This is a genomic window from Izhakiella capsodis, assembly GCF_900115045.1.
GTDB classification, from domain to species: domain Bacteria; phylum Pseudomonadota; class Gammaproteobacteria; order Enterobacterales; family Enterobacteriaceae; genus Izhakiella; species Izhakiella capsodis.
Map to the genome: position 1 here is coordinate 11,959 of NZ_FOVC01000008.1, position 26,987 is coordinate 38,945.

The window sequence follows — 26,987 nt, forward strand, 5'->3', positions numbered from 1 at the left end:
CCGAACCGATTAAATCCCACAAATATAGTGCAAGGCTCTGACAGAATCGCTTAACCTCTGCTATCCGAACCCTTTTCAATTTGTTGAATAGTTCGCAGGGTAAATGGCACCGAGCACCGTGGCTTCACGAGCGCCGGTTACCGACGGCAGATTACCCGGCAGACTATTTAAGGTACGCCAGGCAAGCCAGGAAAAAGCCAGTGCTTCCATATCATCACCATTTATACCCGCTTCATCGGTGCTGGCTATTTCAGTGCCCGTCAGCGCTGAGACCAATCGCGCCATCAATAACGGATTACGGCTGCCGCCACCGCACACTAACAGACGATCGCAGCCCCCATTCAGCCTCACCTGCTCAGCGATGGTGGTCACACTAAGCTCAATCAGAGTGGCCTGTACATGCTCAGGGCGCACGCCGGGAAACAGACGCAAATGTTCTTTTAACCAGCTGAGATTGAAATATTCACGACCTGTGCTTTTGGGTGGGGGTAGCGCAAACCAGGGATCGGACAGCATCTGTTGCAGAAGTGGCAACAGCACATGTCCCTGGGCTGCCCATGCACCGTCTTTATCCAGCGTTTTGCCCTGCTGGCTCCAAATCCAGGCATCAAGCAGTATATTACCAGGCCCGGTGTCATAACCCATAACGGTATGGCCAGGAAATAGCAGTGAAAGATTGGCAATTCCACCAATATTTAGGATCATGCGCCGCTCATGTGGATGCATTAACACTGCCTGATGGAAAGCCGGGACAAGCGGCGCGCCTTGCCCACCCAACGCCATATCCCGACGGCGAAAATCACCGACTACGGTGATACCCGTCAGGGCGGCGATAAGATTGTTATCGCCAATTTGCATACTATGTGGCGTCTCACTATCAGGTTCGTGCCAGACAGTCTGTCCGTGGCAACCAATGGCGACCACATCTTGCGCCGTTAGCTGTTGCTGGGAAAGAAGCATTAAGACCGCTTCAGCGAACAGCCTTCCCAACTGATGATCTATTCGACCGAGCTGTGAGAGCGTCAGACTTTGTCCCTGACAAATGGCGAGCACTTGCTGCCGTAAATCTGCCGGTATTGGGCAGCAATAGCGTGCCTGCTGAGCAACTCTGTTTTCATCGATAACTGCCAGTACCACGTCAACACCATCAAGACTGGTGCCCGACATTACTCCAATATAACGCCCTGAATTCATAAAATATCCCGGCATCGCCGCTGGTGGTAACACCTTTAGCCTGGCAAAAAGACAGCAGCAATTATATGATGAAATAGTGTTTTTTGGTATTAAGCGGTATACGGCCCGCTTTTATGGCGTCTGCGTGAACACAATTGAACCTGGGTTCAGGTTTTGTGTTCTATGCTGTGCATTTTTCGCCTCTTCATGCCCTAAAAGATGATTCCACTCCGGCCTTTATCATATAATTAAGTTGTAAGTTGTCCTTTTAATAGCCAGTTATTCTACAAAGGAGCGTTAATAATGATTAAGCGTTTATTTATCGTGGCATTAGCCGGAATAACGCTGGCAGGTTGTGTCAGTAATGATACCCTTTCCGGTGACACCTATAGCGCATCGGAAGCTAAGCAAGTCCAGAGCGTAAGCTACGGTACAGTCGTACACGTCCGTCCTGTTAATATACAGGGCGGTGATGATGGTAATGTAATTGGTGCAATTGGCGGCGCAGTGTTGGGAGGATTCCTTGGCAATACTATTGGCGGTGGTGCCGGACGGAGCCTGGCAACGGCTGGCGGAGCCGTTGCAGGCGCAGTGGCGGGCCAGGGTGTCCAGGGTGCATTGAATAAAACCAGAGGCGTTGAGCTGGAAATCCGTAAAGATGATGGTAACACTATCGTAGTCGTTCAGAAGCAGGCAGCCAGTCGCTTCGCTGTTGGCCAGCGTGTAATGATGGCTTCAAACGGTAGCCAGGTCACCGTCTCTCCTCGCTAAGCCAGCGTGTAAAAACAAACGGCATCGCGAGCGATGCCGTTTTGTTATTCTTCTTTTTCTTTATTATGCTGCTCACTGATATTGCGCTCCAGCCTCTCTATCAGCTTTACCATTTTTTCCACTTCCTCACGTGAAATACCTGATAATATATCATGGCGTGTAGCCTTAATGACGTGCTCAACCTGCTCAATAATAGGTTCAGCCTCTTTTGTCAACTTAATGCGTTTCGCGCGGCGATCGCTGGGGCACGTTGTACGGGTAATCAATCCTTTGTCTTCCAACTGATCCAGAGTACGCACCAGCGATGGTTGTTCAATACCAATTGCTTTAGCGAGCTGAATCTGGGATTGCTCGGGAGGGAGCTGATGGATATTATGCAACGTAACCCAATGGGTCTGAGTGAGTTCTAGCGGCTTGAGACGGTGATCGATTAACGCACGCCAGATACGCACCAGCCTGGACAAATCCGTTCCTAATGATGTATCCAATTTACTCTCCTTATAATTATCTTGCTAGCTATTAGGCATTATTTAAAATTATGTTGCGAATTTACAGGACAAAATACAAATTGATGGTCAACCAACAACATAAATGCGTATTTATTGCAGCGCTGGCCCTCGGTTATGGTAAAGGAATTCGATTTATTCACACCCCAGTGCCCCCTCTGTACGATTAGGTTTTCGTCTCCCCCCTATTTTTAAAGCCGTTATACTCAGATTTTGACTGGCTCTACTCAAATGTAATCTGGCATCCAACTCTAATAGATTTATTAATTTTTACCTGGTATTGCCGCTGCCATGCTACTAATGATCGTTTGATAATTAATATCAAAATCAGCTCATTGAAATACTTTTCCGCACTAGTTTTTCTGTCACGCTGTGCGCTAGCTGGTGATTGTGGAGTGATTACACACTGTCGCTCTGTATCCGGGATGATCGGGTCCGGGATGAGCTGGTAGATATCTCCACATAGGTTTCCGGCCGCATCGAACAACTGCAAGTGAAAGATAATCAATTTGTGCATAGAAACGTTCTGTTATTCATCCCCGGCACAAGACCTTTCAAGATCGCGTACGCAAAGACAAATCTCAACGGTCAAAAGCTGGTTCAGCACTCGCGGAAGCACAGCATGAAGCGGCCCGACCTCAACGCCCTCCCAAAACATTATTTCCGCCGAAGACCTTGATACTGCAAACCTGAACGCAATCTAAGCGCACGCAATGATGAAATCCACTGAAGCAGTGCTGGAGCAAGCAAATTGGCAGTTACAGCAGACAAAGGTTTTTGCGCCTGGCGATGATTGAGTCAGCATTCTTCTCACGCGTCCGGGTAAGCTGGCCTCCGCTGACAAGGTGGTGTTTGCCATTGTTGATAACTACTCTTTTTACCAGACGGGCTAAACAAAACTACGCCATATTTACCCCGACGCAATCGCCAATATCACATCGTACTGCGATGATCGTCATTTGAAGGAAACCGTTGAAAGTATTGGTCATGTTATCTATAGACCAGAGCCTTGCAAACGATAGCAGTCTTGCTCCCAATATTACGTTCGGCTAGCCTTGGGTTCGTCTGGCATAGCGTTTATCTGTCAGGGTCTGCCTGAATAGAATACCAAAGGGGTTAATACTGTTCGCAATGACCATCTGTACCATAACCATAGAGCGTTGAGGCATGCCATAAAATTAAGCCGGGTAAACCTGTGCCTGCTACCGTGGACCAAAGCCAATGCACACTGCGGCGCTATGACATACGCAACGCCCTTGCAATATGTTGACACTCAGGATCGCTTAACTTCTTGATCTGAAAGAGACTGACTGTGCGATGCCTTTAGTGGCAGTCATCAGTTTGCCGACCAGTGGCGGTGTTATCAGTAAAAGCCGCGGACGCATTGTTTGTAGCCTTGTGAGAGCAATAGCAGCCATCGTCATTGCCAAACATACTTTTGATGAGCCATAGCTTTTCATCCAGGGATTGCAAGCTTGCTCGGCCTTGGTATCTGGATTGTAAACCACTTTAAAATTACGTTGCTTATGTCTTCTCACTGGCAGGCTATATCGCAGCGATTACTGTATTTACCACTGTCGATATCACCGATTTCAGCTAGCTATAGGGTATTACCCAGTCGCTGGTTTGTGAAGTAAATACCGGTATTCTCTGCGCCGGGCTGATATTAGTTTATCCTGCACTCTGATGGCGATATTCTAGGCGGATCTCTTCCTGCCATGTATAAGCGCTTTTGATAGATGCTACAAAAAAGGAAACACCGAAGAGATTCATGTTACTTATGAACAGGTTATCGACCAAATTTTAATCATTAATCTACTGCGTATCCGGGCCTAAACGAGCCATTACCGTATTTGTCGTCAGAATCATATGCTGAATGATGCCTTACATCAGCAGTTAAAGTTAACCAGCATCCTCTCCAGCCTTCCGCAGAAGCTAGTTAACTGGAACGCTCCGCCGGAACCACTCTTTCGTGGAACGACGTTACAGATGGAAGCCTTAACGTTTGGCGATGCAAGCAAATGTTATCGTAACACTCCTTGCCCCGCCGGTATCGGCCCTTATCCGTGATTCCAATCGCGCTGAAGCAGACTGCGAACTTTCTGCGCCAGCGTTTTTGGGTTAGGAAGGACATAGCGTAGCCTTAACGCTAATAGCGATTCAGCCACGTATTATATTCTTTGTCTAACAGCTTATCACAACTGATACGGACCTTACTACTCTTATGCCTTTTCAGCTTAGTTATGAAGTATGCGGTTATGGTGCAGATAACAGTGTTCAGGCAATTTTTGCTACTGCTTTTCCAACAGAATATCACTTTGCCACTCTATAAACCTCAGCAGCATAAACTGGCGCCACTGTGGACGCTGTTTATCGTATTCATGGGATCTTTTCTGGCTGTCAGCAATATCACCGACCAGGATCACTCGTCGTTTCATAACAACAATCTGGCCAAAGTTTACGGTATAATGATCGCCTGGCTGTCATTTCAGATCTTACGGCCAAGTTCCGATAAAAGTCATAACCGCCGACAATACATGCCCTACGTCGGAATTTTCGCGACAAGCTAAACCGTTGTCCTCAGCTTAGCTGAGCAAAAGTCTTAAGTACGAACCTATCATCCCATTAGCCGGCTTTTTAATAGTCGCGATGAACAGGCCCGCGTCTGGTTACTACGCTGGAGTATTGCATTCTTTAACACTGCTCATATTTTCTTGTAATTACGTCAATGGCATAGCCAATCGGCGATGCTACTGCCAGTTCATGACGCCGCAATCCAGGAGCTAGCTGTGATTATCAGTGAACGCAGCGTTCACCTCAGTTCACTCGATAACATTTTACACGCGCTTATTTTGATTATCGTGCAGCTCAATGAAAGCCAGCAAGACGAGGCAGTAACACTGGCAACGATCCTGTGACGCCTGAATTGCTCATTGTCACAGCTTAGACAGGCCGTGCAGTACGACAGTTAAGGTTAAAACAGTGACGGTTGTTCTGGCTCAGGCGGTAGTTTTTGTTTTAACACACGCTGCATACGCATAAAGCGCTGTCGACACAATCGTAACACCTCACGCTTTTCGCTATCGCTGTATTTACCCCAGCTAAAGCGCTCCTCGCGGCTTCTCTGGCAGCCAAGACAGTAGCCCCGTGCATCAGCCTGGCAAATGCCGCGACAGGGACTGGGAACTGGAAAAAACTCAAGCTGCTCCGCCACATTCCCTCCACATTGAAAAGAGATCTTTTAATTGAAGTTCTTCAGATTCTGATGTGCAAGCGTTACTGATAAAAAAGTCACCTTGAGGCTGGCGGTTTTATGCCACCTTGCAAGCAATAAGCCGCTATGTGGCTACTCTAAGCCTGACGCCACTAGTGTCATCCTGAAATGAACCGTTTGTGCCCTCAGGCATTAACGTTGGTTGTACCCGACCGAATGGTCTACTAGGCTGTTAAAATGAAATTGATACGGACAGATACCCGGAAACAGTTACTGGACACCGGTGAGCGACTATATACCTTGCGTGGCTTTACTGGGCTAGGTCTGATTGAACTACTCAAGGAAGCGGGCGTTCCTAAAGGGTCTTTTTATTACTATTTTTCGTCGAAGGAAACATTTGGCGTAGCCGTGCTTGAACGCTATTTCTCCCGCTACGTTAAGCAGTTTCAGGCGTGGTTTGACGCGGCCCCAGAATATCCACGTCAACGTTTACTGGACTATTATCAACAGTCACTTTCCAGCTGGTGTCAGGAACCAACGTTTCCCGGTTGCCTGTCGGTCAAAATATCGGCTGAAGTATGTGACCTTTCGGAATCGATGCGTACATCATTACAACAAGGCTCAGACGCGTTAATTTCTGTTCTTAGCCAGGTACTGGAGCTGGCAGAATGCCATCGGCAGATAGCATTGATCACCAGCGCTCACAGTACTGCGGTGCGTATCTACACTCTTTGGCTCGGGGCCAGCCTGCACAGTAAAATTTGCCGCAGCAACGCTCCGCTGATCAATGCCTGGGAAGAAATGGCGCGGATGCTGCCACTTCCTGTTAAAAAAAACTGCCACTCATAAACCACCCTATCCGGAGTATTTATGTCGCTAAAAAAACTGTTCTCACCTTTGCAGCTAGGCGCAATCACCCTACCCAATCGAATTCTTATGGCACCCCTGACCCGTTTACGCAGTTTAGAACCCGGTGACATTCCTACGCCGCTGATGGGGGAATACTATCGCCAGCGGGTCAGCGCCGGTCTCATTATTAGCGAAGCGACGCAAATTTCAGCGCAGGCGAAAGGTTACGCTGGCGCACCAGGACTTCATTCTGATAAACAGATCGCTGCCTGGAAATTAATCAATGCCGGAATTCATCAGTCTGGCGGACGTATTGCAGTACAGCTGTGGCACACGGGACGTATTTCTCACGTAAGCGTTCAGCCCGGAGAACAGCGCCCGGTTTCCGCTTCTGCCATTAACGCTGAAACTCGCACCACACTACGTGATGCGCAAGGCCATGCAATTCGTGAAGAAACCTCGACACCACGCGCACTTGAAACCATTGAGGTTAAAAACATCGTCAATGATTTTTACCAGGCGGTAACTAATGCGCGCGAGGCTGATTTTGACATGGTGGAATTACACTCCGCGCACGGCTATCTGATACATCAGTTCCTGTCACCGTCATCTAATCAGCGTAAGGATGAATACGGCGGTAGTATTGAAAACCGGACTCGCTTTGCGCTTGAAGTCGTTGATGCAGCGATTGCAGCCTGGGATGCCAGTCGTATTGGCATCCGTATTTCGCCATTGGGACCGTTCAACGGCCTGGATAACGGTGAGGACCAGGAAACCGCAGCACTCTATTATCTGAAAGAGCTGGCGAAGCGTAAGCTGGCCTATTTGCATATTTCCGAACCGGATTGGGCTGGAGGCAAACCCTACAGTACTGAATTTCGTAAAGCGATACGGGCTAATTATCCTGGCGTAATCGTCGCGGCAGGCGGTTACACGGCAGAGAAAGCAGAAGCGTTGATTGAACAGGGTTTAATTGATGCGGTTGCCTTCGGTCGCAATTATATTGCGAATCCTGACTTAGTGGAACGTATGCAACTAAACGCGCCGCTAAATACCCCTCATTCTGAGACTTTTTACGGCGGCGGTGCCGAAGGATATACCGATTACCCACGCCTGGCAGACTGATTACCTGCAATCGATTAAACCGATGAAAATGCGGCGACAACGCCGCTATACTGATTTTTTTCAACATGTCTTAGAGGCTGTTATGCGTTTACTTCATACTATGTTACGCGTTGGCGATTTGCAGCGTTCGATTGATTTTTATACCCGCGTGCTGGGTATGCGCGTACTGCGCCAGAGTGAAAATAGTGAATATAAGTACAGCCTGGCTTTTATTGGATATAGCGATGAGAGTAAAGGTGCAGTTATTGAGCTGACCTATAACTGGGGAGTAAGCTGCTATGAGCTGGGAACAGCTTACGGCCATATCGCGTTGGGTGTTGATGACGTTACGTCAACCTGCGATCGCATCCGCAAAGCGGGCGGCAACGTTACCCGTGACCCCGGTCCAGTAAAAGGTGGAACGACGATTATTGCTTTCGTTGAAGATCCAGATGGCTACAAAATAGAGTTGATTGAAAATAAACAGGCCACAGAAGGGCTGGGTAACTGATCCCTGTCGGCGGCCACTGTGCCGCCCTTACCCGCCAAACCTTCCGACACAGCTGCATCTCAGGTTAAAATTTGCCATAATGCGCGCTGCCATTTTCCATGCAAGAGCGCCTGATGTCTGAAACCAACGATCTGAATACCCTCGCCGGCCGTTTTCGCGGTTTTTATCCCGTTGTTATTGATGTTGAAACCGCCGGTTTCGATGCCAAAGCTAACGCACTGCTGGAAATAGCAGCCATTACGCTGAAAATGGATCAAGAGGGCTGGTTGGAACAGGACGAGAAACTACACTTTCACGTTACGCCTTTTGAAGGGTCCGTACTGCAACCTGAGGCCCTTGCTTTCAACGGCATCGATCCACATAATCCGTTACGCGCTGCAGTTAGCGAATATGACGCGCTGCACGCCATCTTCAAAATGGTGCGCAAAGGCATCAAGGACAGCGGCTGTAATCGCGCTATCGTCGTCGCCCACAACGCCAGCTTTGACCATACGTTTATGATGACGGCTGCCGAACGCGTTAGTCTGAAACGCAACCCTTTTCATCCCTTTGTTACTTTCGATACTGCGGCACTGAGCGGGCTGGTACTTGGCCAGACGGTACTGGCACGAGCCTGTACCACGGCGGGTTTTGCCTTTGATCCGAAACAAGCTCATTCCGCACTGTATGATACCGAGCAGACGGCACAGCTGTTTTGCGAGCTGGTCAATCGCTGGAAACGACTTGGGGGCTGGCCGCTGGAAAAAGAAGAGAAAAACGCGGATTAATCTACTATTTCGCCATCTCTAAGGCGGCTCTAAGGCCGCCTGAAACAACAAGGATAGATGATTATTCCGCATCCTTGTTTTTTTCAGCCGCTTCTTTAATTAGCGTCTGTAGCTCACCGCGCTGGAACATTTCCACCACAATGTCGCAGCCACCGACTAGTTCTCCATCAACCCAAAGCTGTGGAAAAGTAGGCCAGTTGGCATATTTTGGCAGTTCCGCACGAATATCAGGGTTCTGTAGAATATCGACGTAGGCAAATCGCTCTCCACAAGCGGAAAGCGCCTGCACCGTCTGAGCCGAAAAACCACAGCTTGGTAGTTTCGGTGAACCTTTCATATACAGCAGAATTGGATTTTCTGCGATTTGGCGCTGAATTTTTTCAACAGTACTCATATTTGCCTTCCTCTAAAGCGTAATTTCATGTCATTTTATTGTAGCGAGTGTTCAGGGCGGATGAAAACGACAATTTCAGTAGGGTTATCCCGGCTGGCATCCTGCAAAGCGTCAGAATAGCATGACGCGAGGTCATTGACGGTCGGACAACATGCTTTCATCAATTTTATGTTAGTCTCCGGTGAATTAACTTAATGATTATTTTTACAAAAAACTCATTACATCGCGGCACAACATTGATACAAAAAACCACTTACCTTTTGTGAAAATTCTGAATTAGAATTGTCCGACACTTCTGCCTTATAGCAGAAAAAATTTAATCCATTTAGCTTCTGACGTTATTTAATTAGAAGCATAACTTGTTGTTGCAAACGATGCGTTTACTAATCACGCTTTTTTTACTGGGATTTGCCCAGCTGTTCATAAACATAGCGCATGCGGCTCCCAGACCAGGAGTTAACATTGTTCATCATAAGGTGGAAAATAACCCACCGAGAGGAGATGATCGGCGCAAAAGACGTACGACGAAAACGTATAACACAAAAAAGGTCAAAGAAACGCCTCACAAAGTAAGCCGGCTTACCGGCGTCCGAAGCATCTGGTTGAACAAAAGAGACGCTAAGCCCGAAACTGAAGCGGAAAGGTCACTCCATGCCATATCCAGTCCGGATAAAAAGCATCATACGGAGCGATTAGCACATCAGCATGGGCGCACAAAGATATTCGAAAACTCCAGAGAAAAAAGCACCAAAATGCGCCTGACAGAAATAAGACAGCGTGATGAACGTCTGCATCTTACAGAAGCGAAGTTACGTGATGAGAAACTTCGCGAAGAAAGGGCGCATGAAGACGAATTACGTAAAGACAGATTGCATGAAGCGCGATTACGAGAAGAAAAATTACGTGAAGACAGGCAACGTCTCGCCCAGAAAAAATGGCGCAACGAGCATCAGATTAGTTATCACGAGCGCAAACATTACGGACGTGAGCGTCGTAGAGAATCACATCAGGTTGCAACCGGGAGTAACAAACCTATACGTCTGAGCAAAAAACAGCTCGCTGAATTCCGTAAGGTGCGCGCTAAAGTTATGGCAAAACTGATGCATCAGCTGGGAAAACCCTATCTGTGGGGAGGAACGTCGCCGAAAACCGGCTTTGATTGCAGCGGCCTGGTTTGGTTCGCCTATAAAAACCAGGTTAAATATAGCCTGCCGAGAACGGCAAACGAAATGTTCCATTTCCGGGATGCGAAACCTGTCAGCCGTAATCGGCTGCAAAAAGGCGACCTGGTATTTTTCCACATCAAAGGTCATTTAGGTGCTGATCACGTTGGCGTCTACCTTGGGAATGGTAAGTTTATTCAATCGCCACGTACCGGTGAAGATATCCACATCAGTAAGCTGGCCGATAACTACTGGCAGCGTCACTACATCGGTGCCCGTCGCATAATGACGCCCATGACCGTTCGCTAAATACGGGCAGAAGCTCCCCTCCCGTGTTAAAAATATCTCATTAACATAACGCCCGAGAAATTAATATCACTTGGGCGTATTCGCTTTAACCGGTGAGATTATGAAAAAGTCAGGACGGTAGAATCAGCTTGCCACTAAGAAAAGTAAAGCCTGCGGCATTGAATCTCTCCAGCGACAGTGGGATTGGTTCCATTGGCCGATAAATCCCGTATCCCAGCAGGTAATACCATATTTGCGGCGCGGCATGTTGAGAACCAACCCAATAAAATCCGGTTTCCATAATATATGTCCTGCTAAGAATGAAACAACCCCCCTAACATAGCAGGTCAGCCATATCGTGGCTATTTATTAATCATAGAGGGATCATATGATGGCGTGCCCGCAGCCAGCTTTTCTCTGGCTGGCTGAGGCTATTACTCAGGGCAGGTGGCGTAAAGCAGGATAGGTGAAAAACAGCAGTTGAGTCAGGTTTAAGCCAAAATGAAACAGCACGGCAACCCATAATCTGCCGCTCCACATCCAGGCTATGCCGTAAATCAGCCCAGCCAGGCTGGCAAAGAGGACCATCATTAACCCGCCATGATAATGCATCACGCCAAATGACAATGCCGAGATGACCAATGCGGCGGCCGGATTAACTGCACGTGCCAGTCGTTGTTGGAGATATCCCCTGAATAGCGCCTCCTCTGCCAACGAGACAAAAAAGATATTGGCAAGGGTAAAGTCAAGCAACCACACGGGCGCGTGGAACTCAACGCGCAGCCCACCAGCAAGAGTTGCCAGCATAAGCAGCCCCGGAACCGCCGCCACCAGCAATCCCCACTGCCAGCTGACATGCTTGTGATGTTTAGTATAAAAAAGTGTACTGACACAACCTAGCAAAATGAAGGGAACCAGCGCCTTGTCGAAATTATAATACATGGTGAATGGCAGACTGTCGGGACTGACATACACGCCATCAAGTACACGTAAATTTTTAAAACCATGAACCAGATGCAACATCAGAGCAACTGCATCCGCGACCAGCACCGCCTCAGTTAAATGTCGCCAGGAACGATATGGTTTCACGTAAGTACGGATAAGCAATATGACGCCTGTTGCCACAATCCACACCAGCGCTGTCCAGTCCAGAACGCCGACAGAGCATCCCATCATAATGGCAACGGCAAGGACAATATATCCGCACTTCTTACTAAAACGCAGTAACAACAGAGCCAGGGCCAGGAAATCCCACATTTTTACTATCCCGGTAAGTTGTATGTAAAAGGTAAACTGACGGTAGTCCAGTCAAGGTAAACAACAGCCAAACGTCCCCACTTCGCCAATTGCGGTTCAAACTACCCCGTAACCAGCCGGGGCGCATTGCGGCTTTAATGCTGACAGGCAACTAAAATAGAACGCCTCTGTCGCTGATTAACCAGATAATGAAAATGTTGTATGTAGCGATTACGCCTTGACTGTACTTCATGCCCCGCGCCTTCCCCCACCGTACTTGACGCCATGTACGTCAGCGCACGTCTTCATTTCTGCTTCGTCTCATGACGATCTCTTCTTGTACAATGCCCGGAGTATTTCCGCTATGTCGATCAAGGGATTAGTTTCATCGTATTAAGGGTTTCGCCCATCGTCATCTCAACGTACACTTCTTAAACGCAAGCGTGAACGGGATGTCCACTTACATGGGTACTTTTTATACTTTATTGAGCTGGTTGTTGATTTTTGGCTACTGGTTGTTGATCGCCGGTATCACACTCAGGATATTGATGAAGCGGCGGGCGGTAACTTCTGCTATGGCCTGGCTGCTCATTATCTATATTCTGCCGCTGGTCGGGATTATTGCCTATCTTTCATTTGGTGAACTGCATCTGGGAAAACGCAGAGCTGAGCGCGCGCGCGCGATGTGGCCTGCTACCGCCAGGTGGCTTAGCGATCTGAAGCAATCGCAGCATATTTTTGCCCATAAGAATAGCGATGTCGCCAGGGCACTATTTCAACTGTGTGAAAAGCGCCAGGGCATTGCCGGTGTGAAAGGTAATCAGTTGCAGCTGCTAACCAGCACTGAAGATACGCTCAAAGCTCTGGTACGTGATATTCAGCTAGCACGTCATAATATTGAAATGGTGTTCTATATCTGGCAACCTGGCGGGCTGGCCGATGAGGTCGCTGAATCACTAATGGCCGCAGCGCGACGCGGAGTACACTGTCGGCTGATGCTTGATTCAGCGGGCAGCGTGGACTTTTTCCGCAGCACCTGGCCGGGAATGATGCGCAATGCCGGCATTGATATCGTCGAATCGTTAAAAGTCAGCCTGCTGCGCGTTTTTTTACGTCGAATGGATCTCCGGCAGCATCGAAAAGTGGTGTTGATCGATAATTATGTCGCCTATACCGGTAGTATGAACATGGTCGACCCACGGTACTTTAAACAGGACGCGGGCGTAGGCCAGTGGGTAGATTTGATGGCGCGTATGGAAGGGCCGGTCGCAACTACTATGGGGATTGTATACTCATGCGACTGGGAGATAGAAACTGGCAAACGCATTTTGCCGCCCCCCCCCGATGTCAACATCATGCCTTTTGAACAGGAAAGCGGCCACACTATTCAGGTTATCGCGTCAGGCCCGGGTTTTCCGGAAGATATGATCCATCAGGCGCTACTGACCGCCATCTATTCCGCTCATGAGCAGTTAGTGATGACAACGCCTTACCTGGTGCCAAGCGACGATCTGTTACACGCCATTTGCACGGCTTCGTTAAGGGGCGTCGATGTCAGCATCATTATTCCTCGTTATAACGATAATCTGCTGGTGCGCTGGGCCAGTCGGGCCTTTTTCTCCGAACTGCTGGAAGCCGGGGTAAAGATTTATCAGTTTGAAGGCGGCCTGCTTCATACCAAGAGCGTTCTGGTGGACGGGCAACTGAGTCTGGTCGGTACAGTCAATCTGGATATGCGCAGTTTGTGGCTTAATTTTGAGATTACGCTGGTAATTGACGATGATGGTTTCGGAAGCGACCTTTCACGGGTTCAGGATGATTATATTGCCCGTTCAACCCTGGTCGACCGCATACGCTGGGAAAATCGCTCATGGTGGCGGCGCGTGGTGGAGCGACTGTTTTACTTCTTCAGTCCGTTACTGTAAAAGAGGCGGAATCACACAGCGCAGCAATGTACACAGGATTTATTATGGACCTCAATAACCGCCTGACAGAAGATGAAACCCTGGAACAGGCCTACGATATTTTTCTGGAGCTGGCAGGAGACAATCTTGACCCGGCAGACATCATTTTATTCAATTTGCAGTTTGAAGAGCGCGGAGGTGCCGAACTTTATGACCCTGCGGACGACTGGCAGGAGCAGGTCGATTTCGACATTAACCCTGACTTTTTCTCCGAAGTTATCATTGGCCTCGGAGAAGAAGACGGTGAGCCAATTAATGATGTTTTTGCCCGCGTGCTGCTTTGTCGCGAAAAAGACCACAAACTGTGCCATATCATCTGGAAAGAATGAGTTCACTGAGACCCGGCGCTGCGTCGTAATAAGACGGCACCAGTGGGCCCCAGTTCAGATCTGTACACCCCGACCCGTTGAGCTAAGCGCATATCCTCAGTACCGGTCAGTAACCAATGTTAGGGTTGTGATAACTCAAAGTGGATCAATCTTGAGACAGGAGACCGCGTGACAGAAGCTGCCTATAAGCTGGGCGCTGATCTCCCACACTCCGAGCCTGCTATCGGGTAGCGAGTGCGGAAAACGCAGCCCGATGGGGGATTAATTGGCGACGATAAATCCCCCTGCAGCAGCTGAATTTTCTTCTTCTTTTCCAGGTCGGGATCCGGGATAGGTACCTGTACCACCGACAACAGCGCTTTTGTACAGGGATGCTGCGGATTGTTATACACCTGATCATAGGCTACTGGTTCCACCGCACGTCCCAGATACATCGCCAGTACCCGATCGGAAAATGTTTAACCACCGCCAGATTATAAGCATTGAATATCAGCAACAGCCTCATATCACGCTGTAACTTCTGCAGCAAGTTAACCACCTGTGCCTGAATAGAGACGTCCAGGGCCGACAGTGGTTCGTCACAAATAATCAGCCCGGGTTCCAGGATCATCGGTTGATGAGATTGGTCAGCAACCCTACCTTCGTCATCCTATTTTTGACCCGCTCTTTCACTTCCTGCTTTGGCATCTTAGGGTGGTAGTTCGTAGCAGCTCGACAATAATTCCACCGATAGTCATACGTGGGTTAAGTGAAGCCAACGGATCCTGAAAAATCCTCTGGATATCACTACGCGCCCTGCGCCACTCTTCTTCACTCTGCCCCAGCAAATCACGACCAAGCCAGGTAACGCGCGCTCTCGTCGCTTTCACCTGACTGGTTGACTTTCTACAGCCTGGCTCACCGACCACGCCCAGCGTTTCGGCCTGAAAAAACGCAGGCTAATATCATCTACCATTAAACAAAACTAGCAGCGTTGACTGGCTGGCCGTTGGACCATTTAGCATTCGGGCGCAGATTAAATATCCAGATTTTACCACCGCTGTTTTCCGAGCTTTCAGCCACGCCAGGTATCGGGTGGACCTGCTCATCGCTACTCACTGCGCCGAAAAACGTAGAATGTGATAAGTCCTGACAACCAGGACAAATCTCATCCTCGGTTTTAATGTCAGCAATTTCATTTCCGCCGCAAGTATCTTTCATAGGTGTTAAAGGTGATAAGCAAAATCCGTACGCACTTTGATATACGCTCGAATTTTCCATCGCAATGAAATTACTCGATGGTTTTTACTGCGCCAAAACTATCTGACGTGAATGTAAACTGATTCTCTTTTATCATCGATCTTTATACAGATGATATGATTCTCTTCGTATGAAAAAAATAATGTTATAAGTTTCATAAGGTTAAATACTTTGAGGAATTTACAGATTTTATCTGATAGAGTTTATGAATGAGAATCATAATGTTATAACGATAAATAAAACACTATCCTGCAACCTCTCAATTTTTTGAATCTAGCGCTAAACTGAAAATTCAGCCACAGGCTAAAATACCAAAATAACCGTATTCTTTTGGAAGAATCTGTCTTTTATTAACAATTAAAAGTAATTATTACGCAGAGAAAGTGAATAAATGCATAATTAAGGTGCGACATGATGCCTGCTTGCACCAGTGCGGTACAAATTAACACCGGATGTTGAAATTAGTCTATGAGGCTGACACTCTCGGTACGAAATTTGTGCTTTAGCATGCAGATGTTCGATGAAAGAATTATTATGGCTAAAATCATATTGTCAGAACAGTGCAAAAAGTAAGGCGACTGGAAAACTTATCGGCCACGTAGCCCCAACAAGCAGCGCAGATAATAATCTGATGCCGAGGCGATCCCTTGCGATAAAAAAAGTAGCGATAGCCGCTATGAATCCCATAGCCACATAAAAAATCAACATATTCTGATACAAACCCATGATGGCTCTCCTTTTCGCTACAATCACAGCGCCAATTATACTTCCTAAGTCAGCAATTTCGCAGGCCGACACCGGTTATTCCACATTATTCCTAATCAATAAATTAAAAGTATACACAATGTTAATATAGTGCTCACCAAGTTTAATGATTGATAAAAGTCATGCTCAATAAAGATAAAAATCAAAGCTGAATGGTGTCAGCTTTAAGGAAAGTTGACTTGAATCACGCTTTTTATCCCATCGCAGAGTTACGCTACAAGCACTGAAGGAATACGCTAAAAATTGACTGGAATTGCGCTTTTAGCAGACTTTTTTAGTAAATAAGTATGAGAAGCAAATTGACCTATCCGCATTGCAGACTCGCTGTTGTACCGGATAGCTATAATGTCGCTCAGGCTTGTTTACTAAAAGAGTTTAATTTCATCAGGAGAGTATTATGGCTGTTACGAATGTTGCCGAACTAAACGCACTGGTTGAACGAGTTAAAAACGCCCAGCGTGAGTACGCAAATTTTTCACAGGAACAGGTCGACAAAATTTTTCGCGCGGCTGCGCTGGCCGCATCGGATGCCAGAATTCTACTGGCTAAGATGGCAGTGGCAGAGTCAGGTATGGGCATCGTTGAAGACAAGGTAATTAAAAATCACTTTGCTTCTGAATATATTTATAACGCTTATAAAGATGAGAAGACCTGTGGCGTACTTGCCACTGACGACACCTACGGTACAATTACCATTGCCGAACCTATCGGCCTGATTTGCGGAATTGTTCCTACAACCAATCCAACGTCCACTGCTATCTTTAAAGCGTTAATCAGTCTTAAAACCCGTAACGGCATCATATTCTCCCCCCACCCACGCGCAAAAAACTCCACCAATAAAGCGGCAGACATTGTTCTGAAAGCCGCAGTAGAAGCCGGAGCGCCCAAAGACATCATTGGTTGGATTGACGTACCTTCTGTCGAGCTATCAAACCAGTTAATGCATCATCCGGATATCAACCTTATCCTTGCCACCGGCGGTCCAGGCATGGTGAAGGCCGCCTACAGTTCAGGAAAGCCAGCAATTGGTGTCGGGGCGGGCAACACGCCGGTGGTAATTGATGAAACTGCTGATATCAAACGGGCAGTGGCTTCCATCTTAATGTCTAAAACCTTTGACAACGGCGTCATTTGCGCTTCTGAGCAGTCAGTTATCGTTGTTGATTCCGTTTATGAAGCGGTTCGCGAGCGTTTTGCCACCCACGGCGGTTACCTACTGCAGGGTAATGAGCTGAAAGCGGTTCAGAATATCATTCTGAAAAACGGCGCACTTAATGCCGATATTGTTGGTCAGCCTGCGGCAAAAATCGCTGAAATGGCCGGACTTGATGTTTCTGCTAATACAAAAATTTTAATCGGTGAAGTTGAACTGGTTGATGAATCCGAGCCATTTGCGCACGAGAAGCTATCGCCAACGCTTGCGATGTATCGGGCAAAAGATTTTAACGATGCTATAGATAAAGCGGAAAAACTGGTTGCGATGGGCGGTATTGGCCATACCTCCTGCCTTTATACCGACCAGGATAATCAGCATGAACGGATCGGTGTATTCGGCGATAAGATGAAAACCGCGCGCATTTTGATCAATACTCCGGCGTCACAAGGCGGAATCGGCGATCTGTATAACTTCAAACTCGCTCCTTCACTGACGCTGGGTTGCGGCTCCTGGGGAGGAAACTCCATCTCAGAAAACGTTGGCCCTAAACATTTGATCAATAAAAAAATCGTGGCTAAGCGAGCTGAAAATATGTTGTGGCATAAACTACCCAAGTCTATCTACTTCCGTCGCGGTTCATTACCTATTGCCCTGGAAGAGGTCGCCAGTGAAGGCGCAAAACGCGCGTTTATCGTTACCGATCGTTACCTGTTTAATAACGGTTACGCCGATCAAATAACCCGTGTACTCAAATCATATAACATTGAAACTGAGATCTTTTTTGAGGTGGAAGCGGACCCGACACTGAGCATCGTGCGTAAAGGTGCCGAACAGATGAACGCCTTCAAACCGGATACGATAATCGCACTTGGTGGTGGTTCACCAATGGATGCGGCCAAGATCATGTGGGTGATGTACGAGCATCCGCAAACCCACTTTGAAGAGCTGGCGTTGCGCTTTATGGATATTCGTAAACGCATCTATAAGTTCCCGAAAATGGGCGTGAAAGCGAAAATGATAGCGATCACCACCACCTCAGGCACCGGCTCAGAAGTGACTCCGTTCGCAGTAGTAACCGATGATGCTACCGGTCAGAAATATCCACTAGCAGATTATGCTCTCACTCCCGATATGGCGATTGTCGACGCTAATCTGGTGATGAATATGCCTAAATCGTTGTGCGCATTTGGTGGTCTGGACGCCGTAACTCATGCGCTGGAAGCTTATGTTTCAGTGCTGGCGAATGAATATTCGGATGGCCAGGCATTGCAGGCACTTAAGCTCTTAAAAGAGAATCTGCCTGCCAGTTACCATGAAGGTGCCGCCAATCCGGTTGCCCGCGAGCGTGTTCACAACGCAGCCACTATCGCCGGTATCGCTTTTGCCAATGCGTTCCTCGGTGTCTGTCACTCAATGGCGCACAAGCTCGGATCTGAGTTCCATATCCCACACGGGCTTGCCAATGCCCTGCTTATCTGTAACGTCATTCGCTACAACGCCAACGATAATCCGACGAAGCAAACGGCGTTCAGTCAGTATGATCGTCCACAAGCTCGCCGTCGCTATGCCGAAATCGCCGATCACCTTGGTCTTAGCTCCACAGGCGACCGTACCGCACAGAAAATTGAAAAGCTACTGGCATGGCTGGAAGAAATGAAGGCGTCGCTGGGTATTCCTAAGTCCATTCGCGAGGCTGGCGTGCAGGAAGCTGATTTTCTGGCAAAAGTAGATCAACTCGCTGATGATGCCTTTGATGACCAGTGCACCGGCGCTAATCCTCGCTATCCACTGATTGCCGAGCTGAAGCAAATCATGCTGGATACTTTCTATGGCCGTGAATTTGTTGAACCCTTTGACGACATCACTAAAACCGCCAGCACCCAAGCGTTAACGGTCAAAAAGGGTGAGAAAAAAATGAAAAAAGGCTGATCAGGCTGGTACGTCTACAACCTGACGATGCGATTAATTGTCGGGTTGCATTAATAATAAACGCGCATCTGCGCTGAGGTATCCCCATAAAGCAGCGCTAATAAACCAGCACCCTGCTTCGGTAGGTTCTGACGAGGGGGTTAAAAACAGCATCCCGTGCCGTTCGTTTTAAGATTAGCGGAGAGTGTCGCAGGACGCTCTCCGCAACGTCAGATATGATACAACTTTTGGTATTTTCAGACTGCTGACTTGATATCTCAGAAGCAACCCTTTATTTTCAGCAGGATAGTCCGGTAGCCACAGTACTACCGTTGCAGCAAGCAGGCTCAGTACCCGCCGGCGTCTTGCCCTATCGCCGGCGCTGAAGCACTACGGGAAAAGCGTCTGACATACTTAACGAGCGGGCATAGAATCGATCTGCCTGATTGTTGGCACCCTCAGTCGATCACATTTTTCTATGCGCGTCCTGTTTTACCCGCTCATCACTGGCGAGCCTTCCGTGCACCGGCGGGTTTACTTTTAATCATTAATAAATTTTATTAAAAACCGAATAATTCGACCAGGAATTTTCTGGTGACATTAGCTAAAATTTTCAGCAGACTTGCCATCAACTGCCTGCAGATTTCCCGTTTCGATAGCTTGCTTATAATGCTTGCGACAGACGGATACATAGCGTTCATTACCACCGATAACGACTTGTTCACCTTCACGAAAAGGCACACCATTCTCATCCAGACGCAAAACCATTCCCGCTTTGCGGCCGCAATAGCAAACCGTCTTTAATTCCACCAGCTTATCAGCCCATGCCAGCAAATACTGGCTACCAGAAAAAAGCTCTCCACTAAAATCAGTGCGTAAACCATAGCAAAGTACCGGTATATCGAGAAAATCGACAACATCAGATAGCGCTTTTACCTGCTGTTTAGTAAGAAATTGGCATTCATCGATTAATACACAGTTAACCGTTTCCGAAGCGTGTGCCTCAGTGATCTGCTCAAAAAGCGAAGTTTGCGGGTTATAAAGGTTAGCAGGCGATACCAGGCCAATTCGTGAACTCACTTTTCCGCTCCCAAAACGATCGTCTATTTCTGCGGTGTAAACTAGCGTGCGCATGCCGCGTTCCTGATAATTATAAGACGATTGCAGTAAGGCCGTTGACTTACCCGCATTCATTGCTGAGTAATAAAAATAAAGTTGCGCCATATGGCTGTACTCCAGACATTGAGATAAAATTTTATCGCGATTGTAACGTAACACAATGGCACAGAGAAGCTGGTTGCGATGACAAACTCAGTGGCGCAAGGTCACCGGCTATATGATAAAAATGCTACTGATTCAAATTTTAGGTGAATCAACCGATATCTTACATAATATTTAATTAGAGTTTATTGTATTTTGCTTTTCACAGCATTCGCCTTATCCGTCATCACCCAGTATTACAGCTTATTTCAATAAAAAATTGCCCGTTTTTTACCACCCTAAATATTTAAACCACTGGTCTAAATAAAATTATTAGTTGCAGTTCATATCCGCTCTCATTATTATTAGCAACGATACCTACCTTCAATATAATTTAGAGATCCGGACAATGAGCGAAGCCCTTAAAACTCTCAACAACATTCGAATTTTGCGTGCGCAGGCCAGAGAATGTACCCTGGAAACGCTGGAAGAGATGCTGGAAAAACTCGAAGTGGTCGTTCATGAGCGCCGTGAAGAGGACAATCAGGCACAGGCAGAAATCGAAGAGCGTAGTCGAAAACTGCAGCAATACCGTGAAATGTTGATCGCTGACGGCATTGATCCTAATGAATTACTCGCCGCGATAGGCACGACCAAAAACAGCATGAAATCAAAACGCGTATCACGCCCGGCAAAATATCAATATATTGACGAGAACGGGGAAACTAAAACCTGGACAGGCCAGGGTCGTACGCCAGCATTTATTAAGAAAGCTATTGAAGAGCAAGGTAAACAGCTCGATGATTTTTTGCTGTAACCGTCCATTCGCTTCCATGACTGATTGTTATTAAGATCCATTTTATATTTCACCAAATTACCTTCTGAACCGATAAAAAAAGGAAGCGATGGCTTCCTTTTTTTTACTTACCCGAATTACTGTCAAATCTGATAAAAATTACGATACCAATCAACAAAGCGTTTTACGCCGCTTTTAACATCTGTTTTTGGCTTAAAGCCAATAGCTTCATACAATGGCTTTGTATCAGCACTGGTTTCATGAACGTCTCCCGGTTGTATTGGCAGCATGTTTTTACGTGCCTCAATCCCGGTTGCACTCTCAATAGCTGCGATATAATCAGTCAGCATCACCGGTTGACTGTTGCCAATATTATAAATGCGATACGGCGCCGAACTTGAAGCCGGAGATCCATCCTCGACCTTCCATTGCTTATCGGCAACGGGGATGATATTCAGCAGGCGAACTACCGCTTCAGTGATATCATCAATATAGGTAAAATCGCGCCACATATTGCCATGATTATAAACATCGATAGCGTCGCCAGCCAGAATCGCTCGGGTAAATTTAAACAGCGCCATATCCGGACGTCCCCAAGGCCCATATACTGTAAAAAAACGTAGCCCGGTCGTAGGAATGCCATATAAGTGAGAATACGAGTGCGCCATTAACTCATTGGCTTTTTTCGTCGCAGCATAAAGCGAGATCGGATGGTCGACTGAATCATCGGTTGAGAATGGCAACTTGCGATTCAAACCATAAACCGAGCTGGAAGAAGCGTAAAGCAGGTGCTCTATTTTATGATGACGGCATCCCTCGAGAATATTGAGAAATCCTGTGATATTAGTATTGGTGTAGGCATGCGGGTTATCGAGCGAATAACGCACTCCCGCCTGGGCCGCAAGATGAACAACACGCTGAAAGCGATGGAGAATAAATAAATCTGCCACCGTGTGTGAATCGTTTAAATCACCCTTAAAAAAAGTAAAGCGTTCATGACTGGCAATGAGGTCAAGTCGTGCTTTTTTCAGGCTGACATCATAGTAGTCATCCAGGTTGTCAAGGCCGACAACCTGGTGACCAGCGCTTAACAGGCGTTGGGCAACATAAAACCCGATAAATCCTGCCACGCCGGTAACCAGATATTTCATACTTTCCCTCGGTTAATTATGCAATTTAACAGAAGCTCCGCGACCGATTGCATAATAAACAAAACCGCGCTTGATGATTCTTTCCGGATCATACAGGTTACGTCCATCAAAAATCACAGGTTCTTTTAACGCATTTTTAACCGATTCAAAATCCGGTGCGCGAAAATTTTTCCACTCGGTACAAATCACCAACGCATCCGCCCCTTGCAACGCTGCTTCTTTGGTACCCATTAATTTCAGGTCATGGCGATTTCCGTAGATACGCTGTGCCTCATCCATTGCTTCTGGATCAAATGCCTGAACTTGTGCACCTGCCTGCCACAGCGTTTCCATCAACACCCGACTGGAGGCCTCACGCATATCATCAGTATTTGGTTTAAAAGCCAATCCCCAGAGCGCAAAGGTTTTGCCTTTCAGATCCTCACCGAAATGATGCTTAATATAGGCCGGCAGCTTGAGTTTCTGTTCGTCATTAACCGCCTCAACTGCCTGTAGAATACGTGGCGTGTAGCCAATTTTTTCGGCAGTTCGGATCAGCGCCTGCACGTCCTTCGGGAAGCATGAGCCGCCGTATCCACATCCTGGATAGATAAAAGAGTAACCAATGCGTGAGTCAGAACCGATTCCCTGACGTACCTTTTCAATGTCTGCGCCCAGCAGCTCTGCCAGGTTTGAAATCTCATTCATAAAGCTGATCTTGGTAGCAAGCATGCAATTAGCTGCATACTTAGTCAGCTCGGCGCTGCGAATATCCATCAGAATCATACGATCATGGTTACGGTTAAATGGCTCGTAAAGCTCACGCAGCATATCGACAACCTGTGCGTTGTCGGTACCGACAACAATACGCTCCGGACGCATGCAGTCAGTAACTGCTGCTCCCTCTTTAAGGAACTCAGGATTAGATACAACATCGAAGGCAATGTCAGCCTGACGTGTCTTTAGCGTTTCAGTCATTACAGCACGAACACAATCTGCCGTCCCAACCGGTACGGTTGATTTATCGATAACGACCTTATGCGTCTGCATATGCTCCGCAATCGTACGCGCAACAGTAGTAACATATTTCAGGTCAGCAGAGCCATCCTCATCGGGGGGGGTACCCACCGCAATAAATTGCATAACACCGTGATCCACGCCCTCTTTGGCGTCGGTGCTGAATTTCAGGCGGCCCTCTTCGTAATTCTGCATGACCAGCGGCGTCAGTCCTGGTTCAAAAATTGGAATTATTCCCTTTTTCAGGTTTTCAACTTTGTTTTCATCAATGTCAATACAGATGACATCGTGCCCTACTTCTGCCAGTACAGCAGCTTGCACCAGGCCTACATAGCCGATACCAAAAACGGTGACTTTCATCGAATTGTCCCGGTTAGAAATGTTTTTAACTTATTTACCAATAATGCCTTCAAGCCAGGCGGTAAAATCTTTGCCCAGCGTATCATGACGCACACCGTACTCAACAAATGCCTGCATGTAACCCAGCTTGTTGCCGCAGTCATGGCTGACACCCTTCAGGTGATATGCCTCAACAATCTCTTTATCCATCAGCATGGCAATGGAATCAGTCAGTTGAATTTCATCACCCGCACCCGGGGGGGTTTTAGACAGCAAAGGCCAGATATCAGCAGACAAAACGTAACGCCCTACCACGGCCAGATTTGACGGCGCTTTGTCAGCTCTGGGTTTTTCGACTACCCCCACCATAGGCGCACTGTCACCAGGTTGCAGCTCTGCACCTTTACAATCAACCACGCCGTATGCTGTTACATCGGCAACCGGTTCAACCATGATCTGACTGTGGCCGGATTCATCAAAACGTTTCAACATCTCGGCTAAGTTATCTTTAGTCGGATTCGATTCGTATTCGTCAATAATGACGTCCGGCAGAATAACAGCAACTGGCTCATTACCGACCAATGGATGCGCACAAAGAACCGCATGACCAAGCCCTTTAGCTAATCCCTGACGAACCTGCATGATGGTGACATGCGGCGGACAAATTGACTGGATCTCTTCAAGCAGCTGACGCTTAACACGCTTCTCCAGCATAGCTTCCAGCTCAAAACTGGTATCAAAGTGGTTTTCAATAGAATTCTTAGATGAATGAGTAACGAGTACAATCTCATTAATTCCGGCAGCGATACACTCGTTAACGACGTACTGAATTAACGGCTTATCAACAAGCGGTAACATTTCTTTAGGAATAGCTTTGGTAGCCGGCAACATTCGCGTTCCCAATCCTGCCACCGGGATGACCGCTTTTTTTACTTTAGACTTACAGGCAGACATCAAATTACCTCTCTTTAGGCCGTTCAAGTCGTTACTTGATTTATCGATTTAAAACGAAAATGATTATATCAGCTTGATACCTACGGATTTATCCTGGTCGAATCATTTCAGCAGAAATTAAGGCTATTACTCAAGTGTAAAACTTATCCCCGGTAGTGTCTCTATACTGCAGCTATAAAAAAGATAGAATGATTAATCTGTGGTCAGCATAAGCCGTAATTTCCCTCCAGCGCCCCAGACCTGGCACTGCCAGGCATCACAGCGATGGCTAATCTGATTAAGATGGGTGCTATCCAGCGTACCAAGTGGCACACCACTACTGAGCCGAATTTGGTGCGTATTTATATTGAGTGTGCCATTTAAACCAGCAGAAACAAGGATGAGATTTTTTAATTCCTGGTGATAATAACCCACCAATAGAGGAAACTGTCCGTGCAAATGGGCCTGCCGTAATAAAAGATTGAGTTGTTTTAGTAAACTACTTAATTCAGGCAGTCGCTGCGCCTGCCCGGATAATTGTTCTTGTAACAAACCATTAAATAATGCACGTAATAAAAGCGCAGCCAGTACACCATTATCACCAGCCCGGGTTACATCCAGACAATAAAAAGCCAGGTCTTTCCCTGACAGCGCGGCGATATCCAGCACTAATCCTGGCTTCTCTGCCATAGTCAATTGCCGATAATTTATACGACACCCTGCCAGCACCTGCTGAACCGGTGGCTGTAACTCTTTTAACAGCTTGGCAGCAGCTGGGGGATCGCGCACCAATGCATCCCAGTCATGAAAAAGCTGTTCGTCCTCCTCGACTTTCGAGGTGAACATTGATGGATAAAGACACTCCAACATTGCCTCACGCAGCAGACCGAGGTCACGTAACGGTTTAAGCAGCACATCCTGTACGCCGAGCCGCAGCACCTGGGCAATATCAGCCATATTTTCCGTTGCAGATATCACCAATACGGGCACCATGCAGTTACGCTTACGCAAGTACTCTATCAGTTTGATGCCGTTCATACGAGGCATATCCAGGTCACATATGATAAGATCAGGTGCGTTCTGATCAATAAAATCAATGGCTTCAATGCCGTCATTCGCCAGCGTGGTGTTCGCCCCTAACGATTGCAAAAAGTTATCAAGCAAAGTGCGGAAAACGGCCTCGTCATCAACCACAAGAATGTGTTTTCCATTTAATGGCTGTTCCATCACTTTCCCCTCTGACAAGATAAGTAAATAGTGATCGATAAATGCCGGTTTTGCCTCTCAGAAAATCCTGAAGTCATCATCTGGTTACGCTATTTACGATGACGAACCAGAGGAAGTAATTCATCCCTCTTTTTTTCAACAGACAATATTCCCGCCGCCAGCGCCTCATCTGCACGATGAAAATCCAGCGTTGATATCTGTGGACAGTATGGTTGGATCAGTACATCCGGCGGGTCTCCCGCCATACGATTGCGTTTTAGGCGATTCTCAAGCACCTGAATCGAGGTGGTCATAATTTCCATTGCGCCAGGCGATTGCTGACTTTTACGCTGGGTAAAACGAGCAATATGATCTTTGAGACGCCCTCTCCAATCGGAAGACTTCTCTTCTGAGACGCTGTCGGGCGTAATTGACAGCAAATCCTGCTGCATTAAGTGGGCGTCATGTTGTAAATCAACGGCAATAACGACATCTGCGCCCAGTGCGCGTGTCAGCGAAATCGGAACGGGATTAACCACCGCACCATCTACCAGCCAGTAACCGTTGTAACCAACTGGAGGAAGCAGGCCCGGCATACTACAGGAAGCTCTGACGGCAAGATGGAGGTCGCCTTCAGTCAGCCATAACTCCCGCCCGGTGCTAAGATTGGTAGCCACCGCACCGAAAGGCATCACGCCCTTTTCAATCAACGTTGAGCTGATGATTTGTTTGATTTGGGTGAATACACGGTCACCGCGCAGGAGTCCCCCCCGACGCCAGGAAACATCCATCAGTCGTAAAACATCCCAGTAACTGAATGAGCGAACCCAGCGCTCCAGACGACCAAGGTTACTGGTAGCATAAGCAGCGCCAACCAGTGCGCCAACGGAACACCCAGCGACCACATCGATCTGAATACCTGCGCGTTGCAAAGCGTTGATAACGCCAATATGTGCCCAACCTTTGGCGGCGCCGGAACCTAGCGCCAGACCAATTTTTACCTGTCTCATTTTACCTGTGAATCCCCTG

The 26,987-nt window shown here is 47.4% G+C and carries 27 protein-coding genes and 2 pseudogenes; 13 read left to right on the forward strand and 16 right to left on the reverse strand.

Going from position 1 to position 26,987, the window contains the following annotated elements; genetic code table 11:
- Positions 1-75 precede the first annotated feature (75 nt).
- A complete protein-coding gene (gene anmK / locus BM191_RS11640; protein ID WP_092878362.1) occupies positions 76-1,194 on the reverse strand; it encodes an anhydro-N-acetylmuramic acid kinase in 1,119 nt (372 codons plus the stop codon).
- A gap of 282 nt (positions 1,195-1,476) precedes the next feature.
- On the opposite strand from anmK, the gene slyB reads away from it, so the two are divergent.
- On the forward strand, positions 1,477-1,944 hold the full coding sequence (slyB, locus tag BM191_RS11645; protein ID WP_092878363.1) for an outer membrane lipoprotein SlyB: 468 nt from the start codon (positions 1,477-1,479) through the stop codon (positions 1,942-1,944).
- A gap of 44 nt (positions 1,945-1,988) precedes the next feature.
- Here the strand turns inward: slyB and slyA are convergent, their stop codons facing one another.
- Positions 1,989-2,432, reverse strand: a complete 444-nt coding sequence (slyA, locus tag BM191_RS11650; protein WP_092878365.1) for a transcriptional regulator SlyA — start codon at positions 2,430-2,432, stop codon at positions 1,989-1,991.
- Positions 2,433-4,319: 1,887 nt separating this feature from the next.
- Here slyA and BM191_RS11660 point away from each other — a divergent pair.
- From BM191_RS11660 to BM191_RS17410, 3 genes are all read left to right on the forward strand, one after another.
- Complete coding sequence (locus BM191_RS11660; protein ID WP_092878369.1) at positions 4,320-4,520, forward strand: hypothetical protein; 201 nt, start codon at positions 4,320-4,322, stop codon at positions 4,518-4,520.
- 173 nt (positions 4,521-4,693) lie between these two features.
- Positions 4,694-5,020 carry an FUSC family protein gene (locus BM191_RS17555; protein WP_407927877.1) on the forward strand — a complete coding sequence of 109 codons (327 nt, stop codon included), beginning with the start codon at positions 4,694-4,696 and terminating at the stop codon, positions 5,018-5,020.
- Positions 5,021-5,239: 219 nt separating this feature from the next.
- Positions 5,240-5,368, forward strand: coding sequence for a hypothetical protein (locus BM191_RS17410; RefSeq protein WP_269017638.1), 129 nt, complete (start codon positions 5,240-5,242; stop codon positions 5,366-5,368).
- Between the two features lie 56 nt (positions 5,369-5,424).
- Here the strand turns inward: BM191_RS17410 and BM191_RS11670 are convergent, their stop codons facing one another.
- Entirely contained in the window at positions 5,425-5,664 is a 240-nt protein-coding gene (locus BM191_RS11670; protein ID WP_092878373.1) for a DUF1289 domain-containing protein, read from the reverse strand.
- A 237-nt stretch (positions 5,665-5,901) separates the two neighbouring features.
- Here BM191_RS11670 and BM191_RS11675 point away from each other — a divergent pair, with 237 nt between their 5' ends.
- The 4 genes from BM191_RS11675 (at position 5,902) to rnt (ending at position 8,895) form a co-directional block, all read left to right on the forward strand.
- Positions 5,902-6,513, forward strand: coding sequence for a TetR/AcrR family transcriptional regulator (locus tag BM191_RS11675; protein ID WP_092878375.1), 612 nt, complete (start codon positions 5,902-5,904; stop codon positions 6,511-6,513).
- Positions 6,514-6,534: 21 nt separating this feature from the next.
- The gene (nemA, locus tag BM191_RS11680) at positions 6,535-7,638 is read left to right on the forward strand and encodes an alkene reductase (protein WP_092878377.1); all 1,104 of its coding nucleotides are present in this window, start codon (positions 6,535-6,537) and stop codon (positions 7,636-7,638) included.
- An 82-nt stretch (positions 7,639-7,720) separates the two neighbouring features.
- The gene (gene gloA / locus BM191_RS11685) at positions 7,721-8,128 is read left to right on the forward strand and encodes a lactoylglutathione lyase (RefSeq protein WP_092878600.1); all 408 of its coding nucleotides are present in this window, start codon (positions 7,721-7,723) and stop codon (positions 8,126-8,128) included.
- A 113-nt stretch (positions 8,129-8,241) separates the two neighbouring features.
- Positions 8,242-8,895 (forward strand): ribonuclease T, encoded by a 654-nt coding sequence (gene rnt / locus BM191_RS11690; protein WP_092878602.1) that lies wholly within the window; start codon positions 8,242-8,244, stop codon positions 8,893-8,895.
- A 61-nt stretch (positions 8,896-8,956) separates the two neighbouring features.
- Here the strand turns inward: rnt and BM191_RS11695 are convergent, their stop codons facing one another.
- Positions 8,957-9,289, reverse strand: coding sequence for a Grx4 family monothiol glutaredoxin (locus BM191_RS11695; protein WP_092878379.1), 333 nt, complete (start codon positions 9,287-9,289; stop codon positions 8,957-8,959).
- Between the two features lie 752 nt (positions 9,290-10,041).
- Between BM191_RS11695 and BM191_RS17440 the strand changes: the two genes are divergently transcribed.
- Positions 10,042-10,761: an NlpC/P60 family protein gene (locus BM191_RS17440; protein WP_092878604.1), complete on the forward strand. Its 720-nt coding sequence runs from the start codon at positions 10,042-10,044 to the stop codon at positions 10,759-10,761.
- A 109-nt stretch (positions 10,762-10,870) separates the two neighbouring features.
- Here BM191_RS17440 and BM191_RS16815 read toward each other — a convergent pair whose 3' ends face one another.
- Together BM191_RS16815 and BM191_RS11705 are read right to left on the reverse strand one after the other, a co-directional pair.
- Positions 10,871-11,041: a hypothetical protein gene (locus tag BM191_RS16815; protein ID WP_177203332.1), complete on the reverse strand. Its 171-nt coding sequence runs from the start codon at positions 11,039-11,041 to the stop codon at positions 10,871-10,873.
- A 137-nt stretch (positions 11,042-11,178) separates the two neighbouring features.
- Positions 11,179-11,997, reverse strand: coding sequence for a CPBP family intramembrane glutamic endopeptidase (locus BM191_RS11705; RefSeq protein ID WP_092878381.1), 819 nt, complete (start codon positions 11,995-11,997; stop codon positions 11,179-11,181).
- A 443-nt stretch (positions 11,998-12,440) separates the two neighbouring features.
- Between BM191_RS11705 and cls the strand changes: the two genes are divergently transcribed.
- Both cls and BM191_RS11715 read left to right on the forward strand, forming a co-directional pair.
- Positions 12,441-13,901 carry a cardiolipin synthase gene (gene cls, locus BM191_RS11710; RefSeq protein WP_092878383.1) on the forward strand — a complete coding sequence of 487 codons (1,461 nt, stop codon included), beginning with the start codon at positions 12,441-12,443 and terminating at the stop codon, positions 13,899-13,901.
- 44 nt (positions 13,902-13,945) lie between these two features.
- Positions 13,946-14,269 (forward strand): HI1450 family dsDNA-mimic protein, encoded by a 324-nt coding sequence (locus BM191_RS11715; RefSeq protein WP_092878385.1) that lies wholly within the window; start codon positions 13,946-13,948, stop codon positions 14,267-14,269.
- Positions 14,270-14,404: 135 nt separating this feature from the next.
- Here the strand turns inward: BM191_RS11715 and BM191_RS11720 are convergent.
- The 3 genes and pseudogenes from BM191_RS11720 to BM191_RS11730 all read right to left on the reverse strand — a co-directional run.
- Positions 14,405-15,198, reverse strand: a pseudogene (locus BM191_RS11720) (oligopeptide/dipeptide ABC transporter ATP-binding protein); the annotation flags it as partial.
- Positions 15,199-15,223: 25 nt separating this feature from the next.
- Entirely contained in the window at positions 15,224-15,529 is a 306-nt protein-coding gene (locus tag BM191_RS17560) for an ABC transporter substrate-binding protein (RefSeq protein ID WP_092878387.1), read from the reverse strand.
- Between the two features lie 531 nt (positions 15,530-16,060).
- Positions 16,061-16,234: a GhoT/OrtT family toxin gene (locus tag BM191_RS11730; protein ID WP_092878389.1), complete on the reverse strand. Its 174-nt coding sequence runs from the start codon at positions 16,232-16,234 to the stop codon at positions 16,061-16,063.
- A 436-nt stretch (positions 16,235-16,670) separates the two neighbouring features.
- Here BM191_RS11730 and adhE point away from each other — a divergent pair, with 436 nt between their 5' ends.
- Entirely contained in the window at positions 16,671-19,358 is a 2,688-nt protein-coding gene (adhE, locus tag BM191_RS11735; protein ID WP_092878391.1) for a bifunctional acetaldehyde-CoA/alcohol dehydrogenase, read from the forward strand.
- A gap of 97 nt (positions 19,359-19,455) precedes the next feature.
- Here adhE and BM191_RS17195 read toward each other — a convergent pair.
- Both BM191_RS17195 and tdk read right to left on the reverse strand, forming a co-directional pair.
- A pseudogene (locus tag BM191_RS17195) lies at positions 19,456-19,724 on the reverse strand (IS4 family transposase); the annotation flags it as partial.
- Between the two features lie 213 nt (positions 19,725-19,937).
- Positions 19,938-20,561, reverse strand: a complete 624-nt coding sequence (gene tdk / locus BM191_RS11745) for a thymidine kinase (RefSeq protein WP_092878393.1) — start codon at positions 20,559-20,561, stop codon at positions 19,938-19,940.
- Between the two features lie 385 nt (positions 20,562-20,946).
- Here tdk and hns point away from each other — a divergent pair, with 385 nt between their 5' ends.
- Positions 20,947-21,354, forward strand: a complete 408-nt coding sequence (hns, locus tag BM191_RS11750) for a histone-like nucleoid-structuring protein H-NS (RefSeq protein WP_092878395.1) — start codon at positions 20,947-20,949, stop codon at positions 21,352-21,354.
- Positions 21,355-21,476: 122 nt separating this feature from the next.
- Here hns and BM191_RS11755 read toward each other — a convergent pair whose 3' ends face one another.
- From BM191_RS11755 to rssA, 5 genes are all read right to left on the reverse strand, one after another.
- Positions 21,477-22,484, reverse strand: a complete 1,008-nt coding sequence (locus tag BM191_RS11755) for an NAD-dependent epimerase (protein WP_092878397.1) — start codon at positions 22,482-22,484, stop codon at positions 21,477-21,479.
- A 12-nt stretch (positions 22,485-22,496) separates the two neighbouring features.
- Positions 22,497-23,840 carry a UDP-glucose dehydrogenase family protein gene (locus BM191_RS11760; protein ID WP_092878399.1) on the reverse strand — a complete coding sequence of 448 codons (1,344 nt, stop codon included), beginning with the start codon at positions 23,838-23,840 and terminating at the stop codon, positions 22,497-22,499.
- Positions 23,841-23,870: 30 nt separating this feature from the next.
- Positions 23,871-24,773 carry a UTP--glucose-1-phosphate uridylyltransferase GalU gene (gene galU, locus BM191_RS11765; RefSeq protein WP_092878401.1) on the reverse strand — a complete coding sequence of 301 codons (903 nt, stop codon included), beginning with the start codon at positions 24,771-24,773 and terminating at the stop codon, positions 23,871-23,873.
- 192 nt (positions 24,774-24,965) lie between these two features.
- Complete coding sequence (gene rssB, locus BM191_RS11770) at positions 24,966-25,979, reverse strand: two-component system response regulator RssB (RefSeq protein WP_092878403.1); 1,014 nt, start codon at positions 25,977-25,979, stop codon at positions 24,966-24,968.
- Between the two features lie 89 nt (positions 25,980-26,068).
- Positions 26,069-26,968 carry a patatin-like phospholipase RssA gene (gene rssA, locus BM191_RS11775; protein ID WP_092878405.1) on the reverse strand — a complete coding sequence of 300 codons (900 nt, stop codon included), beginning with the start codon at positions 26,966-26,968 and terminating at the stop codon, positions 26,069-26,071.
- Positions 26,969-26,987 lie beyond the last annotated feature (19 nt).

Coding starts and splice junctions, on each gene's coding strand:
- adhE (WP_092878391.1), top strand. CDS start 16,671: ATGGCTGTTACGAATGTTGCCGAACTAAACGCACTGGTTGAACGAGTT.
- BM191_RS11660 (WP_092878369.1), top strand. CDS start 4,320: ATGCTGAATGATGCCTTACATCAGCAGTTAAAGTTAACCAGCATCCTC.
- BM191_RS17440 (WP_092878604.1), top strand. CDS start 10,042: ATGCGCCTGACAGAAATAAGACAGCGTGATGAACGTCTGCATCTTACA.
- rnt (WP_092878602.1), top strand. CDS start 8,242: ATGTCTGAAACCAACGATCTGAATACCCTCGCCGGCCGTTTTCGCGGT.
- BM191_RS11760 (WP_092878399.1), bottom strand. CDS start 23,840: ATGAAAGTCACCGTTTTTGGTATCGGCTATGTAGGCCTGGTGCAAGCT.
- cls (WP_092878383.1), top strand. CDS start 12,441: ATGGGTACTTTTTATACTTTATTGAGCTGGTTGTTGATTTTTGGCTAC.
- hns (WP_092878395.1), top strand. CDS start 20,947: ATGAGCGAAGCCCTTAAAACTCTCAACAACATTCGAATTTTGCGTGCG.
- BM191_RS11705 (WP_092878381.1), bottom strand. CDS start 11,997: ATGTGGGATTTCCTGGCCCTGGCTCTGTTGTTACTGCGTTTTAGTAAG.
- gloA (WP_092878600.1), top strand. CDS start 7,721: ATGCGTTTACTTCATACTATGTTACGCGTTGGCGATTTGCAGCGTTCG.
- anmK (WP_092878362.1), bottom strand. CDS start 1,194: ATGAATTCAGGGCGTTATATTGGAGTAATGTCGGGCACCAGTCTTGAT.
- slyB (WP_092878363.1), top strand. CDS start 1,477: ATGATTAAGCGTTTATTTATCGTGGCATTAGCCGGAATAACGCTGGCA.
- rssB (WP_092878403.1), bottom strand. CDS start 25,979: ATGGAACAGCCATTAAATGGAAAACACATTCTTGTGGTTGATGACGAG.
- tdk (WP_092878393.1), bottom strand. CDS start 20,561: ATGGCGCAACTTTATTTTTATTACTCAGCAATGAATGCGGGTAAGTCA.
- nemA (WP_092878377.1), top strand. CDS start 6,535: ATGTCGCTAAAAAAACTGTTCTCACCTTTGCAGCTAGGCGCAATCACC.
- BM191_RS11715 (WP_092878385.1), top strand. CDS start 13,946: ATGGACCTCAATAACCGCCTGACAGAAGATGAAACCCTGGAACAGGCC.
- BM191_RS11675 (WP_092878375.1), top strand. CDS start 5,902: ATGAAATTGATACGGACAGATACCCGGAAACAGTTACTGGACACCGGT.
- BM191_RS17560 (WP_092878387.1), bottom strand. CDS start 15,529: ATGGAAAATTCGAGCGTATATCAAAGTGCGTACGGATTTTGCTTATCA.
- BM191_RS17555 (WP_407927877.1), top strand. CDS start 4,694: ATGAAGTATGCGGTTATGGTGCAGATAACAGTGTTCAGGCAATTTTTG.
- BM191_RS11730 (WP_092878389.1), bottom strand. CDS start 16,234: ATGGGTTTGTATCAGAATATGTTGATTTTTTATGTGGCTATGGGATTC.
- BM191_RS11695 (WP_092878379.1), bottom strand. CDS start 9,289: ATGAGTACTGTTGAAAAAATTCAGCGCCAAATCGCAGAAAATCCAATT.
- rssA (WP_092878405.1), bottom strand. CDS start 26,968: ATGAGACAGGTAAAAATTGGTCTGGCGCTAGGTTCCGGCGCCGCCAAA.
- BM191_RS11755 (WP_092878397.1), bottom strand. CDS start 22,484: ATGAAATATCTGGTTACCGGCGTGGCAGGATTTATCGGGTTTTATGTT.
- galU (WP_092878401.1), bottom strand. CDS start 24,773: ATGTCTGCCTGTAAGTCTAAAGTAAAAAAAGCGGTCATCCCGGTGGCA.
- BM191_RS16815 (WP_177203332.1), bottom strand. CDS start 11,041: ATGGAAACCGGATTTTATTGGGTTGGTTCTCAACATGCCGCGCCGCAA.